At 58.9% G+C, this 14397-nt stretch carries 16 protein-coding genes; 3 read left to right on the forward strand and 13 right to left on the reverse strand.

Annotated features, from left to right (window positions below):
* Positions 1-45 precede the first annotated feature (45 nt).
* The 7 genes from ABD884_RS03800 to ABD884_RS03830 form a co-directional block, all read right to left on the reverse strand.
* The gene (locus ABD884_RS03800) at positions 46-279 is read right to left on the reverse strand and encodes a hypothetical protein (RefSeq protein WP_345036860.1); all 234 of its coding nucleotides are present in this window, start codon (positions 277-279) and stop codon (positions 46-48) included.
* Between the two features lie 570 nt (positions 280-849).
* Positions 850-1386, reverse strand: a complete 537-nt coding sequence (locus tag ABD884_RS03805) for a flavin reductase family protein (RefSeq protein WP_345036868.1) — start codon at positions 1384-1386, stop codon at positions 850-852.
* Between the two features lie 352 nt (positions 1387-1738).
* Positions 1739-2377 carry a response regulator gene (locus ABD884_RS03810; protein ID WP_345036875.1) on the reverse strand — a complete coding sequence of 213 codons (639 nt, stop codon included), beginning with the start codon at positions 2375-2377 and terminating at the stop codon, positions 1739-1741.
* Positions 2374-4287 (reverse strand): hybrid sensor histidine kinase/response regulator, encoded by a 1914-nt coding sequence (locus ABD884_RS03815; RefSeq protein ID WP_345036883.1) that lies wholly within the window; start codon positions 4285-4287, stop codon positions 2374-2376. Before ABD884_RS03815 ends, ABD884_RS03810 begins: the two co-directional genes overlap by 4 nt.
* A 526-nt stretch (positions 4288-4813) precedes the next feature.
* Complete coding sequence (locus ABD884_RS03820; protein WP_345036891.1) at positions 4814-5677, reverse strand: LysR family transcriptional regulator; 864 nt, start codon at positions 5675-5677, stop codon at positions 4814-4816.
* A 342-nt stretch (positions 5678-6019) separates the two neighbouring features.
* Positions 6020-6562 (reverse strand): NADPH-dependent FMN reductase, encoded by a 543-nt coding sequence (locus ABD884_RS03825; protein WP_345036898.1) that lies wholly within the window; start codon positions 6560-6562, stop codon positions 6020-6022.
* A 10-nt stretch (positions 6563-6572) separates the two neighbouring features.
* Positions 6573-7406, reverse strand: a complete 834-nt coding sequence (locus ABD884_RS03830) for a carbon-nitrogen hydrolase family protein (RefSeq protein WP_345036907.1) — start codon at positions 7404-7406, stop codon at positions 6573-6575.
* A gap of 41 nt (positions 7407-7447) precedes the next feature.
* On the opposite strand from ABD884_RS03830, the gene ABD884_RS03835 reads away from it, so the two are divergent.
* Complete coding sequence (locus ABD884_RS03835) at positions 7448-7597, forward strand: hypothetical protein (protein WP_345036914.1); 150 nt, start codon at positions 7448-7450, stop codon at positions 7595-7597.
* 140 nt (positions 7598-7737) lie between these two features.
* Here the strand turns inward: ABD884_RS03835 and ABD884_RS03840 are convergent, their stop codons facing one another.
* The 4 genes from ABD884_RS03840 to ABD884_RS03855 all read right to left on the reverse strand — a co-directional run bounded on the left by ABD884_RS03840 (position 7738) and on the right by ABD884_RS03855 (position 11727).
* Positions 7738-8820 carry an LLM class flavin-dependent oxidoreductase gene (locus ABD884_RS03840; protein ID WP_028265022.1) on the reverse strand — a complete coding sequence of 361 codons (1083 nt, stop codon included), beginning with the start codon at positions 8818-8820 and terminating at the stop codon, positions 7738-7740.
* Between the two features lie 158 nt (positions 8821-8978).
* The gene (locus ABD884_RS03845) at positions 8979-10358 is read right to left on the reverse strand and encodes a purine-cytosine permease family protein (protein WP_345036933.1); all 1380 of its coding nucleotides are present in this window, start codon (positions 10356-10358) and stop codon (positions 8979-8981) included.
* A 128-nt stretch (positions 10359-10486) separates the two neighbouring features.
* Positions 10487-11425, reverse strand: coding sequence for a cyclase family protein (locus ABD884_RS03850; RefSeq protein WP_345036944.1), 939 nt, complete (start codon positions 11423-11425; stop codon positions 10487-10489).
* 2 nt (positions 11426-11427) lie between these two features.
* Positions 11428-11727: a Dabb family protein gene (locus tag ABD884_RS03855; protein ID WP_345036949.1), complete on the reverse strand. Its 300-nt coding sequence runs from the start codon at positions 11725-11727 to the stop codon at positions 11428-11430.
* Positions 11728-11884: 157 nt separating this feature from the next.
* Here ABD884_RS03855 and ABD884_RS03860 point away from each other — a divergent pair, with 157 nt between their 5' ends.
* A complete protein-coding gene (locus ABD884_RS03860) occupies positions 11885-12082 on the forward strand; it encodes a hypothetical protein (RefSeq protein ID WP_345036954.1) in 198 nt (65 codons plus the stop codon).
* 44 nt (positions 12083-12126) lie between these two features.
* Entirely contained in the window at positions 12127-12315 is a 189-nt protein-coding gene (locus ABD884_RS03865) for a hypothetical protein (protein ID WP_028265019.1), read from the forward strand.
* A gap of 144 nt (positions 12316-12459) precedes the next feature.
* On the opposite strand, the gene ABD884_RS03870 is transcribed toward ABD884_RS03865, so the two are convergent.
* Together ABD884_RS03870 and ABD884_RS03875 are read right to left on the reverse strand one after the other, a co-directional pair.
* Positions 12460-13038, reverse strand: a complete 579-nt coding sequence (locus tag ABD884_RS03870) for an aldo/keto reductase (RefSeq protein WP_345036966.1) — start codon at positions 13036-13038, stop codon at positions 12460-12462.
* 271 nt (positions 13039-13309) lie between these two features.
* On the reverse strand, positions 13310-14326 hold the full coding sequence (locus tag ABD884_RS03875) for a Gfo/Idh/MocA family protein (protein WP_345036975.1): 1017 nt from the start codon (positions 14324-14326) through the stop codon (positions 13310-13312).
* Between the last annotated feature and the right edge of the window lie 71 nt (positions 14327-14397).

Genomic DNA, 14397 nt, shown 5'->3' on the forward strand with positions numbered 1-14397 from the left:
TGTGGCGGCATCAAGTTGTCCGTCATCTCGCCGGAGGTACCGCAGTTACCTTGGTTCATCGGAGGACGTGCCCCAGCTTTCCCTCGTCATGCCCGGCGGCAGCTCAGCGTTGAGCCGGGCCTCGTAGCGGCCCGGGGAGAGCCGTGTGACCAGGATGCCGACTCCTTCGAGCACGGCCACGGGCTTCAAAATTTCCAGCGCCCTGTCCAAGGCACCGTCCAGTTCCGTTCGCGTTTGAACAGCTATGGCGAGGTGATCAGATGCTGTCTGGATAGTCATAAGTCCTTACTCTTGGCGGACTTCTCCGCCATTGTTGACGACCGCTTCGCGGATGAATATTTAGCGGAGTAACAGCGATTCCGTCAGGCTGTACTCCGAAGCCACCGCGGTTCCGCCGTCTCCTAATAGAGCTACGATCCGAAGCGCAGCGGGGCGGGTTGCGTCTCCCCGTCAGCGCAATTGGCGGCCCGCAAGGAATGGAATGCACTTGACATGACAGCTTCCTCTCTCACGCGATCAACTAATAGATGGCGTATGGAGACATGCTCACGAAGCGGTCGACGATAATTTCAGTGATTCCTTCGTGGGGAAGGCCCATCTCAGGTACCCCACGGGCAGGCCGGTGGTTTCCTCAATTGCCTCGTAGGTCAGTTCTGCGCTCTTACGGGTAATCTCTGCCGCAGCGCGGGCGACTGCGACCCTGTCGGACCCTCCAGCGTTCAGCCGGATCCTTCTGTAGGGAGGAGCGGTCGGGTAACTTCCGCATTGTGGGGCCCCACCGTCCTCGGCGTGGCGCTGCCTTCGCTCGGGGAGAATCTGCCGCAGATACAGGACTCTTAGTGTTCTTTTTCACTCGGATGGTTCGTCGAGTTCACGCAGGTGGCGGTACTCGCCCTTGAAGTAGAGGAGGGGCGCTGCCGTGTGCCAGGAGGCGGGACTCATTTCGTTGACACGCCCGATGACGATGTAGTGGTCGCCTGCCCCGTGCTCAGCCCAAATATCGCAATCAAGCCACATCAGGGTGTCGGCGATGACGGGGTTGCCCGCGACAGTCTGCGACCATTCGATGCCGGCCCATTTGTCGGTCCCTTTGCGGGCGAACTGGTTCGATATTGTGTGCTGGTCCTGGGCGAGCACGTTCACCACGAACTTTCCAGTCTCACGCAGCCGCGGGTAGGTGGTCGAGTTCGTCATCACGCTGAACGAGACCAGCGGCGGCTCGGTAGAGACCGAATAGAAAGACTGGCAGGTGAACCCGATCGGGCCCTCCTCATCGATCCCACTGATGATGGTGATACCCGAGGCATAGTGCCCCAGAGTGTCACGAAAAACCCGGGGATCGAACACCCGCTCATGGACGAGCGGCTTGTGAAGTGCAATGGTCATGGTCTTCAGCTCCTACTAAGGTGTGGCTACCGGTGGAGAGAGAAGCACGATCGTCGCCATCGGCATCGCTTGCTTCTCACCTCGTTTCGGTGACATTCCTATTCTTGGTCGAAGCGAAGTGGCACACATCACCCGGTCGGTGTGCCAAAGGAATGTACTTTTCTTAGCCAAAAGAATGATGTCTGCCCAGCGTCATGCATACTAAAATCCCATCTCTTCACGCGGGATAACGAGCCTCCTGCCCGCATTCACGGTTGCAATAGGCCGAAGCACGGTGTTCTAGGGGCGGTAGCTTCGGCACCAGGCGTTGACGCTGGTCTTGAGAAACGGAGGACTTGTTCGTGCTGGTATCTCAACGAAGGAAGCCACGGCGAATCGCCTGAGCTACCGCGGAAGCGCGGTCGGAGACATCTAATTTGTCGTAGATGTGCTGTAGATGCGTTTTGACGGTCGCGAGGGAGACATGGAGTTCGCTTGCGATCTTTTGGCCGGAGTACCCATCGGCTGCCAATCGAAGAATTTCGAGTTCACGGGGGGTCAGGGTTGGTTTTTCCGTTGTCTCCCGGCGAGTACGGAGTTCCCGGGCAAGAACGTCCTGGGCAAAGGGGGCGATGATGGTGGCACCGGCGCCAATCTGAAGGACGGCGTCCGTAATTTCACTAAACGATGCTGCCTTCTCAAGAAATCCCCTGGCGCCGTGAGCGAAGGCCCGGTAGACGCTTGTGCTGTCCATGTAGGCAGTGAGTACGAGAACGCGGGTGGGGGATTCCTCCGCGAAAAGCGATTCCAAGACCTGCATTCCATCGAGCTCGGGCAGGTTTATGTCCATCACGGCCACGTCCGGTTTCAGCTGCCTAATAGCCGCGAGTGCATTCTTGCCGTCCCCTGCTGATCCTATGACGTTGATCTGCGGCACACCCTCCCAATTTCTGGCGAGGCCTTCCCTGTAGACGGGATGGTCGTCGGCGATGAATACGGTGATGGTCTTCACGGCTGCGCCAAAGCACGGCGGATCGTGCGCGTGAATTGGTCGATTTCGAAAGGCTTGGTGACGTAATCCAGAATCCCGGTCTCGCGCAGCTCTGCGATGCGGGTAGGAGTGGCATCTGCGGAGAGAATAATGACCGGAACGTGTATTGTGCGCTCATCTTGCTGCAACTGTTTTATTACCTCGGCCCCCGACATGTCGGAGAGGTTCAAGTCAAGCAGGATGAGTCGGGGTGGCGTCGTTTTTGCCAGCGCGATTCCTGATTTACCAGTGGTTGCGGAGATCAGATTCAGCCTGTCCATCCCGGCGATGATGTTCTCTACCAAGCGGATATTTGCGTGCGTGTCTTCAATATAGAGTATTGTCGCGTCGGCTTCATCTGGAGTTGTTAGCGCTTCCTGGTCTGGAACGGTTGCTTTGGCATCTTCGTCTGGCGTCGCCGCGAGCGGCATGTCGACAAAGAACGTTGAGCCCTCGCCTGGGGCGGTGTGTTCTATGCCCAGAACACCGCCCATCTCTTGGACAAGCTTCCTGGATAGGGCCAGCCCCAGGCCAGACCCTTCGACGTCAGCAGCGTGGGATAGCCGCACGAAAGGCGTAAACAATCGTTGGATGTCGGCTTCAGCCATTCCGGGGCCCGTGTCCATGATGAGGAAACGCAGGGAACCATCTCCGGGTTCGCACCAAACGCGTATCGCGCCCTGTGGGGTGTTGAACTTAACGGCGTTTCCGAGCAGGTTAAGGAAGACCTGTCGAAGGCGTTGCGTGTCGGCCAGGATGTGGCGGTGGAGGGCGCCATGGAGGTCACTGGCGATCTCGATGTCACTCGCAGCCGCGAGCGGGCGAATGAGCTGGAGAGCCTGGTGTAAAGGTTCGATAGCTGGGACAGGTACGGTGGCGATGCCAGGAGCTCCAGCTTCTATCCAGGTGATGTCAAGGACATCGTTTACGAGAGATAACAGATGCTTGCCGGCGTCAAGAATATGACCGACACTTTCTGCGCCCCCAGGATTGAGCGGAAGGTCTCGAAGCAGCTGCGCGAAGCCAAGAATGGCGTTCAGTGGCGTCCGCAGCTCATGGCTCATCCTGGACAGAAATTCGTCCTTTGACCGGTTGGCACGTTCTGCCTCATGCATCGCGTCGCGGGCTGCTCTCTCAGCGCGCTTGCGGTCGGTGATGTCGGTGGAGATCGCGCCAAGAGCGTAAGGATTGCCAGTATCGTCCTTGAGTGGGAATTTGATGGAGAGCCAGCGACTGTCCTCGTCCGGGTCAGCCTTGTCACCGATGGCTAGGGGTTCTTCTACCTCGATGGACTGGGCAGTCCTGATTACCATGTCGTCGTTCTTGGTGTAGGCATCAGCAATCGGTTTCGCGAACAGGTCGTAGTCGGTGTGACCGATGATTGATTCCGCGCTGAGCCCGAGGAGGCTGGCGTAGTAGCTATTGGCGATGAGGTAGCGCCCTTCAAGGTCCTTGACGTACATCAGCGCCGTTGAGTTATCCAAGAGGTCCTTGAGATGCCGGATGGTGGAGTACAGGTCGTGTTCCGCAGAATCCTGCTCGGTGAGCGCGGTCAGTTGGACCAGCAAGTAATCATTCGGGTCCTCAGGCACGTTGAACGGCTTGATTCGCGGACGGAAAGCTTCCAGACGTTCGCCAAGGTGGACTGCTACGGTGGGGGCGTCGGACGTAGCGGAAAGGGATGCGGTCACAAGCCGGGTCAGGGCCGCGGGGAGATCGTTTTCAGTGCCTCGCCCCGGAACAGCGTTGCCATTGACGAGCGCAACAAATTCGCTGTTTCCGGCAAGGAACACCAGACGTTCGGGGGTCTCCCTGCGAAAGATGGCCGTTGCCAGCGGCGCCGCGTCGAAAGCGCCTTGTTTCAGTCGCATGACGGCTTCTGCCCAACTCACGGCAACAGTCTTCCACAACGGCACCGCAGATCTACAGGCGCAGCCAACTCATACCGTTCGCAAAGAATCCCGGATCCCTTCCAATTTATACCCGACAAAGTGGCACCTGTGCTTTCTGTTATACGGGACTCACCGACGCGCGTAGTCCGGATGTTTAGTGACATCAACCTCCGGCTTATGATCCCCTAGCCGGTCGACGGGGCCGTGCTGGCCGATCGAATCACGAGCAGCAGGGACAATCGAGGAAATCGGGAGCGGAACGGCAGACCGGGCAGCCCTCGTGAATCACGTCCCTTTCCTTTCGAACTGCCCGCGGACTCTCGGTGGGCGGCTGACGGTTCCACCTGCTGTTTTCTAAAGCTATCCGCTTCATGACAAGCCTCCGAGGGCTTTGAAACCTGGTGACCCGCCAGTCGCGTCCTCCTATTCCCGATCTTCCGGCTAGCCCAATCGCCGACAAGTGCAATTTGGAGTTCAACAGCCTGATCTTCCTGAAGAACCGGCGCTCCGAAGGCGCCGGCTCTGCTTACTCGACGATGTCGAGGAAAGCGCGGATGGCCGGGCTGGGGTTGAAATCATCCCAAGCGAGGTATTCAATTCGGGAGGGCCCGTCAGTGATCGGAAGGCTGACCAGATCGGGGTAGCGGAGCGCGTACCGAGACGGCAGGAGCGTAACGGCGAGGTTCTGTCGAATCAGGTTGATCGTGAAGTCGGTGGCCATCGTCTCGCATATCACCTCTCGGTGGATTCCCGCAGCGGCGAAGGCGAGGTCGCTTTCGGCACGCGCCTGTGTCCCGGTGGGGAAGTCGGCGAAGGTCTCCTGGGCCAGGTCGCTTAGCTGTATCTCATGTTGACCGGCAAGCGAATGTTCGTAGCTGACGACGGCGACCAGTCGATCAGTGCTCAAGTGCCGCCAGGCTACGCCCTGCGGTGCCCGGTTCCGGGGAAGTCCGAGCAGGCCGACGTCGATGTCGCCTCGGGTGATCGCTGATTCCAGCTCATCGCTGCCTGCGACCTGGAGGGTGATATGAACCTTTGGGTGCTTGTGGAGAAAGACCTTCAATGCTGCCGCCACATCGATGGCGGTCACAGTGGGAATGAGTCCTATTCTTAGACGTCCCCGGATCTGGCCTGTTACCGCTGCGGCATCGACGGCGGCTTGTTCGGCAGATTTCAGGCTGGCACGTGCTGCCTTCAGGAACGCCTCGCCTGCAGCGGTGATCTCGACGCGTCTGCTGGTGCGGCGAAAAAGCTCCACTTCCAGTTCGTTCTCCAGGTTCTTAATCTGGTGGCTCAGGGCCGACTGCACCACGAAACACTTGGCTGCGGCACGGGTAAAAGTCCCCTCCTCCGCCAAGGCGACCACATAGCGAAATTGTTGGAGCTCCATTCATCTATGATGCTTGTTGATAGGTGCAATAACAAGTATGTGTTGGACAGATGGCTCGCTCGCTCACATCATGTATATGGAAGCGCAAAACGATGACAAGCGCATCTCGCTTAATGCCGGTTTCCAACCGACGCCGTGTTGGTCTGACGGACAGGAGCCCAGTTTTGATCAGGCACGAATTCATTGGGCAGGCAGCAGAAACGGCTGGCAAGTCGGCGTTCCTCGACTTTCTAACCCAGCCTTGCCCCAGAGTGTCACGGAAAAACCTGGGGATCTAATGCGGGCCCATGAAGAATTTTGTGGGCAACAATTGCCATTTCCCTGGCTCCTCTGATGGTGCCGTTACGCAACCGGTTCGGGAAAATGGACCGTTGTTGACGCGACTTTAGCGAGGCAGGCGAGGTTGGCTGCATACTCCGCGGCAGCTTGTCCGGCGATTTCTTCCAGACGGTCCATTTGCTTGGACACGAAGTAGAAGCCCCGGCCCGGAACGACCGCCCCCAATTCGACCAAAAGAGGTGCGAGGTTGACCGTAGGACTCATGGCGTGGGTGAGATCCCCTCCCATATGAACCGGAATTGCTGTTACCCCAGAAAGACCATTTGTCGGATACCTGTCAAGGAAGGCCTTGAGAAGTCCTGTGTAACTGGCCTTATATGTGGGGGAAGCAAACACCACTAGGTCACTCTCTGCGACCCGGGCATTCAGCGCCGCCATTTCGTCAGAGGGCCATGCGAAAATCTCATCTGTGTGGTCGGCCAAATCAATGATCTCCAGCACGTAATGACCGGGATCGAGGAGCTTCTCAACCAAGGTCTTCGCGACCGTAAGCGTGCGTGACATCGGTTTGGGATTTCCCACAACGATCGTTGCTTTCAGTCTCATCGTTCGTTTCTCACTTCGTATCAGTTGATAGGGAAGGCTCGGCGGACACCTGGAACTGGCGGGCGTTGGCCAGCACCGGAATTTTGGTGCGCACATCGTTCACCAGCGAAGGATCGATATCTACTACGACCAGCTCAGGTTCTCCCTCAAGCTTCGCCAAAGTGGAGCCCAGTGGAGAGATCACTGCGCTGCGGCCGATCCCGGTCGGAGCAGCGCCCGCGGGTTCCGCCCCCATGGTTTCGGGATCCCCTTGACCGCAGGCCACCACAAAGGTGGTGCTGTCTAGGGCCCGGGCACGGACTAGCAGGTCCCACTGCTCTGCCTTTCCCTCGCCGGCACCCCAAGATGCGCAAACAATGTTGACTTGGGCGCCCGCTCTGGCGTTGGCCGAGAAGAGGGCGGGGAAACGGACGTCGTAGCAGGTTGCTAATCCGAAGACGGTGCCATGGAGCTCAAAAGTTACGGGTCTTTCGCCCGCGTCAACGGTTTCCGATTCGGTGAAGCCGAAGGCGTCGAAGAGGTGGACCTTGTCATAGGAGGCGTCAATGCCCGGTCCTGTGACCAGCAGAGTGTTCCGTACCCGGCTGCCCTGTCCGGGAGTGAACATTCCTAAGACGATCGCAATGTTTAGTTCCTTGGCTATGCGGCGTACTTCCTCAGCCCACGGGCCATCGAGGGGCTCGGCGACGTCGGCAAGCGAGTGCCCGAAGGCGCGCATAACTGCCTCAGGGAAGACGACAAGTGCGGCGCCCGCCGTTTTGGCCTGAGCGGCGTATTCCCTCACCAAGTCGAGGTTGGCCGTTGGGTCAGCACCGCTGATGATTTGAGCGACTGCAAGACGCATGGAAGAACTCCCATTTGTTGTGTATGTTCGGGGGGCTTTTCGTGGACAGAAGTTCCGACAGTCAGGTCCGGAGCGGGAGTCACAGCAAGGTGTTCATCAATAGCCTTCTGCGTCTGAATAGCATCGCCTGCAACCAAAGCATCCATGATTTCCTGGTGTTCGGCCCACGCGCAGCGTGGCGGCGTCGATGAGCTGCTGGTGGAAAAGAAATGCCCATCCTGATGAAGATGCGGGCGGAGGTCTGTCTCATTGAGGAACTGGCGGCCGGTTCGACCCTTTCCAGGCGGCTGGAGCATGAGCTCCAGACCGCCTGGCGGGGAATGCGACCGACTTATGCCAGCTGGAGAGCGGCGTACTTCTCGCGAACGAGGGGCAGGACCTTTTCTCCGAAGATCTTGAGGTCGGGGACGTAGTCGACGAACGTCATGAGCAGACCGCTGACGTTGGTGTCACGCTCCAGTGTGGCAATCTGCTCGGCCACGCTTTCGTACGATCCGTGCAGCACGGGGAAGCTCATGAAAGTGAGGTTGCCTTCTTCGATGGGGGCGGTGAGGCCGTTAACGAAGTGCTCGCTCGTGCCGCCCTTTTGCGGGTCCTTAGACGCGCTGCCGACGACGTTTGCAAGCGCTTCCTTGTCCTGGCCATCGACGATGGCCTGGGCCTTGGCTCGTGCCTTTTCGTCTGTCTCGTCAGCGATGATCGTAAAGAGAGCCAGCGTGCCCACATCGCGTCCGACCTTGGCCGCCTCGTCGAGAACGGGCTGTGCAATCTTGGGCAGTAGTTCGCGGTCGCCGAACACAAAGTTGTAGTCGGAATGATGCGCGGTGTACATCTGACCACGCGGCGACTGTCCCGCGGTGACGATCGGAAGCTCACGCTCTGGAGCGGGATAGCATGTCGCGTCGTCGAGCTTGAAGAATTCGCCGTCGAATGTAGCCCGCCCATCACGCCACAGCGTCCTCATGATCTCGACGTATTCAGCGGCGTAATCATAGCGGCGGTCGTAGTAGTCATCGCCGGGCCACAACCCCATGGGCTCGTACTCCGGCCGGTTCCAGCCGGTGACGAGGTTCACGCCCGCCCGGCCCTTGGCGATGTCATTGAAAGTTGCCAGCTGACGAGCCGCGATAGCAGGGTGAATTCCCAAAATCGGGACGGTGGCATAAACGTCGATCTTGCTCGTCTGTGCCGCCAACCCGCACGCCAAGGCGATGGAGTCGAGGCAGCTATCCCAATAGCCGGTCGTACCCCCGAATCCGCGGTACTTGATCATCGAAAGAATGAAGTCGAGCCCGATACGTTCTGCCTCCTGGGTGATCTCCAGGCAGTGGTCGTAGCTGGGGATGTACTGGGGACTCGAGTCCGAGATGATATATCCGTTTTGACCGTTCGGAAGGAACACTCCAAGTTTCATTGCTACTTCTCCAATTTCTTTCTTTATGGATTGCATGTGCGTGTTTGGTTTTCATTTGACGAACCGACATGGGTTTGGTCTTGCATGGGGGTCGCACGGGGCGGGCCGGGACTAGCAATCGTTTGTCTTTGATCAGTTATCACCGCTTGCGTCTGTGGCTAGGCCGGCTTGGGTCCGGTTTCGGTGGGGGCATGCAACGCGCTGTGCTGCCTGAATGCACCCCGAAGCCCGGCGTACAAGCCGCTGGCGACAATCACTGTTGCGATCGGGCCCCAAGTCGCGCCCCAAGGGAAGGCGCTGGTGAGGAAAATACCCACGACGGTAGCCACCGTCCATGCGATCAGACCCGGGTAGTGGACCTGCCGGTAGTGCTCGTCCCCGAGCAGACCGTGTTCATCTTTCCGTGTCCGGTTGAGAAGAATGTGCGTGAGAGCGATTGCGACCCATCCGCTGACCAGGACTCCCTGCCATGCCAAGGCGAGGAGCAGGTACTGGATGATCGGCAGCAGCATCAGCAGGTAGATGATCGCCGAGGAGACAATCACCCAGAATGCTGCTGGAAGCTTTACTCGGAACAGCCGTTCCCCGAATTCCTGCAGGTTGGCTGCGCCGATGAAATAGTTGGCGGTATTGATTCGGGTTTGGAAGACGAGGACGAGGACAAGGCCGATCGGTCCCATCAAAGCCACCAGCCCGCCGGAGAGGCCTGATTCCGAAACTTGCAGGCCGGGAATCGTGAACGTCAGGAAGATGCCCACCAAGGCGTTCACGCCGTAGGTGAGTGTCCAGAACGGCCAAGTGAAGGTGTATTTGGTGTGGAACCCCGTGTCCTGGCGCTTGCCCAGCGCCGCGTAATCCATGGTGTACATCATCAGCACCCAAACGCCCAGGTAGGCTGCGAAGGTGGCAAGCCATCCAGGGCCTCCGGCCGCGAGGGGAAGCTCAGCTCCCGGAGTGTGGGTCAGCCAGGCATCGGTGAACCCGAACCTCACCCCGGCCCATACCACCATTACGACCAACCCCAGCAGGTACAGCGGCAGCAGCCAGCCGTTGAGCTTGTCCAGGAAACGTCGGACTCCGCCGAGAATGAGGGGGGTGGAGTAGACTACGACCACGAGGCTCCAGATCCAATGTTCGCCACCGAAGGCCGCTTGGAAGGCATACACCACGATTGAGCCCTCGAACACGGCGTAGTAGATGGCCGTCAACGCCAGGATCACACTGGCGATAATCGTGCCGGCCTTCCCCAAGATGGTCCGGGAGAACCGCGCGACAGTGGTGCGGTTGTTGATCGAATGCTTCGCCAACACACGATTGATCAGGCTGTAAGTGATAATGGTTAGCACGAGTCCGATGATCGCGTTCACCGTCCCGTACGCGACCGCCATCGCCGCACCGATATAGAGCATGAACATGGCACTGGCGATGCCGTAGAACGCCATGAACAGCGACCATTTGCCCATCTGGTCCCCGTCGGAACCAGCCCGGTACAAAGCGTCAGTGACCTCGACCGTGTTGTTTGTGCCCTTGAGATCCATCAGTTCCTCCTTTGAAACTTGGAACAATAGCCCGTGGCTCTCGCCCGTGGACTCTCCCGTGGTTATTTGGATTGTCGTTCAGGTCATCAGGGACCCGGACGAGTGAACTTCTTCCAGCTTGGACAGAATCAGTTGAGTTTCAGAGCCACCGGGCGAATGGGGGCGCCCGTCGCGCCTTTGAGTCGAATCGGTGCTGCGATCACGCAGAACTCGTTGACGTCGTCAGCTGAAAGCTCTTCAAGGTTCAAGAGCTCGATCATGGGTACACCCGCCTCTGCGAGGAAGTGGCAATGCCCTGGAAGCCAGTTGTCAATGTGCTGGCTGGGGCCAACTTCCACGCACTCCTGATCGGCGCCAATAACACTGATTCCTTGAGCGGTCAGCCAGCGAGCAGCATCCAAGCTGAGGCCGGGAGGGTTCCCGAGGGCCTTGCTACCGTCGGGCCAGTAGGCCATCCGCCCCGTTCGGACGAAGACAACGTCGCCCTCTCCAATGGTGAGGCCCGTTCGCTCAAGCTCCTCTTCAACATCCGCGACCGTGATGGCGTAGGAGTCGTCGAGGCATTGCACGCCCTTTAACTTGGCGATGTCCAGCAGCACTGTTCGGGCAATGATCGGAGGGATGGTGTCCACGCCACCCTTGGTCCAGTTGCGACTTCCCAAGTGTTCCTTCGCGGTGAAGCCGTTGTAGATGGCGCCGTCGACACCGAAATGGTTCAGAGCATCGATATGCGTGCCCGTGTGGGTGTAGAGGAAAACCACGTCACCCGAGTAACATACGTGGCGGTTAATCTGGTCGCCGGCGCCGTTCAGATTGTCCACAATAGTGCCTTCAGGCGTGTGGCTCATGAAAATCTGATATGAGGGGTCTCCGGCCGCCTGGAAGCTGGGCATACCGACGAAGTAGTCAACGCTGAGGTCATAGACCTTCGACGTATCCACTCGGCCGAGGGCCTTTGCCTGTGCAGTGAGCGCAAGAGCGTTCAGGGCTCCAAGCTCGTCGTCCGCACCGTAAGGGCTCGTCGCGACCTTGATGGCGGACTTCACGTCTGCGATGTTGGTCGTCACAGTTACTCAGCCTCTCGAACGAAGTCGACAACCGCGCGACTGCGGACCATGGGAAGCAATTGCTGCACGATCTCTTCGTGGAACGGGTCCGACGAATATGCTTCAAGGTCGGCCCAGGAGTCGAAGTCCGTGATGAGGACGCCATCCCACGGGTCGCCGTTCTCGTTGGGCTCTCCCACGTGGCTTCCCAATTCCCAGCTGCGGATCATCGTCAACTTGTCCGAAAGCTGGGTTAGAAGGTCGAGGATGGTCGACTTGTCAGTCGTTTCTGCTGCCTGCCAAATGAATACATGCCTGATCAAAACTGGGCTCCTGTCGATACGTCAAGACCGCCGCACCGTAGTTTTCAGATTGCTGAACGCTCCTGTACTTGCGGTCTTTTTGGTGTACTGCCATACTCCGCTCTCACTCACCTATGAGTCCAACACATGCTTGTCATTGCACCTATCTATATAGATCATGAATCGAGTCGAGATCACCGCTGCAGATGCTGGCCGGAGTTACCAGATACGGCACGAAAGAGTCAGTGACTGCGAGTTTGTCGCGGTAGAAGAATGCGAGTTGATCGGATGGATTTCCGGAAACCATAAGGCCAGCGCATGGGCATGCCTTGCCGAGCACGAATGGATGGGAACCGGAGGGAGCGGCCGCCGGTGATGGTTTCCAGAAAGGCGATGTTGTCGCATAGGTCACCCCCTAATGTGCCGCACCCGACTGCCGACAAGTCCTTTGACTTACGCCATGCATGGACTTTGGGCGGCGTCGAAACCGACCATGCATTCACCGACCTCGTCCGGGACCGCAAGGGAACAGTTCGGATCACAGTGGATCCGGTGTCGGAATCGGCTGGGATGGGTCTCGTGACCGGGCCCGGGTTCAGACGCCGATAACGCCGTCGCTGAACGCCACCCGCCCGGATTCGCCGTCGCTGAACGCCACCCGCCCGGATTCGCCGTCGAATCCGATGAGCTGCACCAGACGTATTCAAGGCCGGGCACGACGTTGTCCTCCTCGCACCCGACACTGCCCACATCTCAAAGGTCCGTGACAAAATCGGCTTTCGACGAGGTGCTGGCGCCAACGATCGTTGAGGCAACTCGTGGATCAAGCTTCGAGAACTGCAGGGCAGCTGCCGCTAGGGGGACACAGATCAACCGCATCTTATCGCTGCGTTCCAGACGTGCCGGACCCCTCTCCCAGTTCATGCCCTGGGTAGACCTTCCCTCCCCATCCAAAAGTAATCTGCCGGTGAATGGCGCGCCATTGACGAATGCCACCTCCCGGGAGACGGCATTCTCGATCAGCGGCTCGGCCGCCCGATCCAGCAGGTTAGACGGAACGTGGCTAATCAGGGCGTCGAACGCATCAGTTTGCAGGCACTTCAGTTGGAGATCTATCGGACCGCTTGCAATGCCGAGATGATTGATCATGCCGTGATCCCGCAACCCAACGAGCGTTGCAAGAGGACCGCTATGCGCCGTTGCTGGTTCAAAGCTGAACTCTTCGGGTTTACGCAGCAAGACGAGCGGGAGAAGGTCGAGGCCAAGGCGCTGAAGGCTCCCTTCCACGGCGCGCACAATGCCGTCCCCCGAGCAGCTGGCTAGTGCACACATCCATCGTGCTAATGTCGATGCCCACTGATGACGCCGACAGGCCCGCACGGCCAAGCATTCGTCTTCTCATCTTTACCCTCGTGCAACCCTTCATACGTTTTTGTGACCTTCTTTAGCCCGGCTGGGCGGTCGCGGTCGATTCCCCGACGCAGGGCAAGGCAAACCGTCAGTTGTTGCAGCGGGATGAGGATCTTGCGTCCGGATGCTCGGCCTGGCCGTCAGTTGTTTTCACCTCGACGAGGACGCTAGTCTCGGTCATTCCGAGACAGTCTCAGTCGAAGTGAGACATTCCGCGGGGTTCCAGTCCGATGGTTTTGTAGCATTGGTCGATTAGTTCCGCGGTTTGGACGGCGTCGTCGCTGTCTGTGGGCATGGGGATTCCGTGCCGGATCAGGGCGGTGAAAGCGTCCAGCTGGTAGGTGTAGGAGGATCTGGTGTCCGTGCGCTCGATCCGTCGGCCGTCATTCGTTTTCACCTCGAGGCTGTCATCGGTATGAGGGAGGATGAAATTTGCCACGGTGGCTTCTCCTTTACTTCCGATGGCGCGGTAGGTCATTTCAGCTTTGGTCCCGTTCATGTTGCATCGGGCCGTTGCGGTAACGCCGGAGGGATAGACCAAGTCCGCGTCAACCCATTCGTCCACCCCAGGCAATCCGTGCCGTTCGGCGCCCCGGGCATCGATGAGGGTGGGATTCCCTCCTGCCAGATGGGCCATGGCCCGGATGGCATGGAGGCTGTAGCAGCCAAGGTCCATGAGGGCTCCGCCCGCCAGAGGCAGCGACCACCGGGGGTCTTCGGGTGGTGGGGGCGGAATCATCACCATGGTTTCCACGCGCTGGAGCTCGCCGAGTTCCCCGGAGGCGACCAGTTCGTGGAGTCTCTTCGTGACGGGGTGGTAGAGATAGTGGAAGCCGTCGACGACCTTGACGCCCGCGCGTTTGCCTGCGTCGCGCACATCCCTGGCTTCTGCCGCGTTTGCGGCGAACGGTTTCTCTGACAGGACGTGTTTTCCCGCGGCGATGGCCTCCAGGTTCCATCGTGCGTGCAGCGAGTTGGCGAGCGGGTTATAGACCGCTTCGACCTCTGGATCATTGACTAGCTCTTCGTAGGAACCGAGTGCCCGTTCCACGCCGTACCGGTCGGCAAAGTCCTTTGCACGGTCCCGGTCGCGGGCTGCGACGGCCACGAGCCGAGCACCTGTCAGCCCGGCAGGTTCAACGATGGATGTCGGGCTGACGCGGGACGCTCCCAGGATGCCGATGCGCCGCGGTGCTTCTTCTGGATCCATTTGTGGAGTCCTTTCTGGTTTCTGATGTCGCCTTCGCCCCCGCCGAATTGGTCACAGCGCGTCATGCCCCG

This window comes from Arthrobacter methylotrophus (assembly GCF_039539965.1).
Lineage (GTDB): Bacteria > Actinomycetota > Actinomycetes > Actinomycetales > Micrococcaceae > Arthrobacter > Arthrobacter methylotrophus.

Bases quoted from the DNA above. Each gene is read 5' to 3' on its own strand.
- ABD884_RS03870 (WP_345036966.1), bottom strand. From the start codon at position 13,038: ATGTGTGCACTAGCCAGCTGCTCGGGGGACGGCATTGTGCGCGCCGTG.
- ABD884_RS03825 (WP_345036898.1), bottom strand. From the start codon at position 6,562: ATGAGACTGAAAGCAACGATCGTTGTGGGAAATCCCAAACCGATGTCA.
- ABD884_RS03845 (WP_345036933.1), bottom strand. From the start codon at position 10,358: ATGGATCTCAAGGGCACAAACAACACGGTCGAGGTCACTGACGCTTTG.
- ABD884_RS03820 (WP_345036891.1), bottom strand. From the start codon at position 5,677: ATGGAGCTCCAACAATTTCGCTATGTGGTCGCCTTGGCGGAGGAGGGG.
- ABD884_RS03830 (WP_345036907.1), bottom strand. From the start codon at position 7,406: ATGCGTCTTGCAGTCGCTCAAATCATCAGCGGTGCTGACCCAACGGCC.
- ABD884_RS03840 (WP_028265022.1), bottom strand. From the start codon at position 8,820: ATGAAACTTGGAGTGTTCCTTCCGAACGGTCAAAACGGATATATCATC.
- ABD884_RS03875 (WP_345036975.1), bottom strand. From the start codon at position 14,326: ATGGATCCAGAAGAAGCACCGCGGCGCATCGGCATCCTGGGAGCGTCC.
- ABD884_RS03800 (WP_345036860.1), bottom strand. From the start codon at position 279: ATGACTATCCAGACAGCATCTGATCACCTCGCCATAGCTGTTCAAACG.
- ABD884_RS03805 (WP_345036868.1), bottom strand. From the start codon at position 1,386: ATGACCATTGCACTTCACAAGCCGCTCGTCCATGAGCGGGTGTTCGAT.
- ABD884_RS03860 (WP_345036954.1), top strand. From the start codon at position 11,885: ATGAATCGAGTCGAGATCACCGCTGCAGATGCTGGCCGGAGTTACCAG.